The 1,336-nt window shown below is 35.6% G+C and carries 2 protein-coding genes; both read left to right on the top strand.

Translation table 11 applies throughout. From position 1 onward, the window contains the following. A partial coding sequence (locus A5294_RS06365; RefSeq protein WP_231880214.1) for a helix-turn-helix transcriptional regulator occupies positions 1 to 210 on the top strand: 210 nt, incomplete at its 5' end. Continuing rightward, on the top strand, positions 210 to 1,336 hold a 1,127-nt coding region (locus A5294_RS06750; RefSeq protein ID WP_197457109.1), incomplete at its 3' end, for a site-specific DNA-methyltransferase. The genes A5294_RS06365 and A5294_RS06750, both read left to right, overlap by 1 nt.

Raw genomic sequence — 1,336 nt, 5'->3', positions numbered from 1 at the left:
GCTGTTAGTTATAAAAAACTATTACATCGCATGATTGAAGAAGATATTTCCAATCAGGACTTAATGAGAATGAGCAATATTTCCGCCAACATTATTACAAAACTACGCACCGGGCAATATATATCACTAGAGAAAGTGGAAGATATCTGCACGGCTTTACACTGCACACCCAATGATATTTTGGAATTTATAGCGGAGGATGAGAAGTAATGGGGAATCTATCGCAAGAAAAGCGCGAGCGCATGCTGGCATTCTTAAATAAAGTTAAAGAAGAACATAAAGACGATGATGAAATGCTTATTGCTCTTGATGAGATTGAGAATGAGCTCAACTCGAAAAAATATGGTCTTGTGTGGGAGAAACACGAAGAAGAAGTTGACCGTATGATGCAAGACAATATTCCCGTGTTCACTGAAGTAAAAGAGCGTGAAATTAAAGCGACTGATGAAAACGCTTATAACTTTCTATTGGAAGGTGATAATCTGCATAGTTTGAAGTTGCTTGAGAAAACGCATGCAGGAAAGATTGATGTGATCTATATCGACCCACCTTATAATACAGGAAGTAAAGATTTTACTTATAACGATGTATTGGTTGACGAGAACGATGGGTATAGGCATAGTAAGTGGCTCTCTTTTATGAGTGAAAGACTTCAATACGCAAAGAAGTTATTAACTGATAGCGGTATGATAATGATATCTATTAATGACATAGAGCTTTACTCATTAAAATTGCTATGTGATTCTATCTATGGAGAGTCCAATTTATTAGCTAACATGATATGGCAATCCACTCCTGGATCCAATACAGGGCTTGACATAAAAACAGTAACAGAATACGTGCTATGCTATGCCAAAAACAAGATGGAATGTACTACAGCCTCTAGACCTATTGAAGATGACCAAAAATACAAATTTAGAGACAATTATGTTGAAAAAAGAGGGAAATATCTTCTTAATAAGTTGGATCGAAGAATGACGGGGCAACACTATTCTGAATCATTAAATTATGCAATAAAGACTCCTGACGGTAGGCTCGTATTTCCTGGTGGTGAAGAAGAAAAACAAAAACACTGGAATTGGAGATGGTCAGAAAGTAAGGTTGCGTGGGGGGTAAAAAATAACTTTATAGAGTTTAAGCAATCTAAAAACGGTAAATGGGCTATATATTTCAAACAGTACTTTAAAGTGAATAATAATGATGAAGTAATTGAACGCTCTTTACCTTATCAAAATTTGATTAAGGATTTAAATGGAGCAAATTCAGCTCGCGGCACTCAGGAAATTATGAGTATTTTTGATAAGAAGGCGTTTGATTATCCCAAACCATTAAATTT

The sequence above is a fragment of the Gardnerella sp. 30-4 genome (genome assembly GCF_001641215.1).
Classification (GTDB): domain Bacteria; phylum Actinomycetota; class Actinomycetes; order Actinomycetales; family Bifidobacteriaceae; genus Bifidobacterium; species Bifidobacterium leopoldii.
The sequence above is the reverse complement of the archived record's forward strand: the minus strand, read 5'-3'. Positions and strand labels throughout refer to the sequence as shown.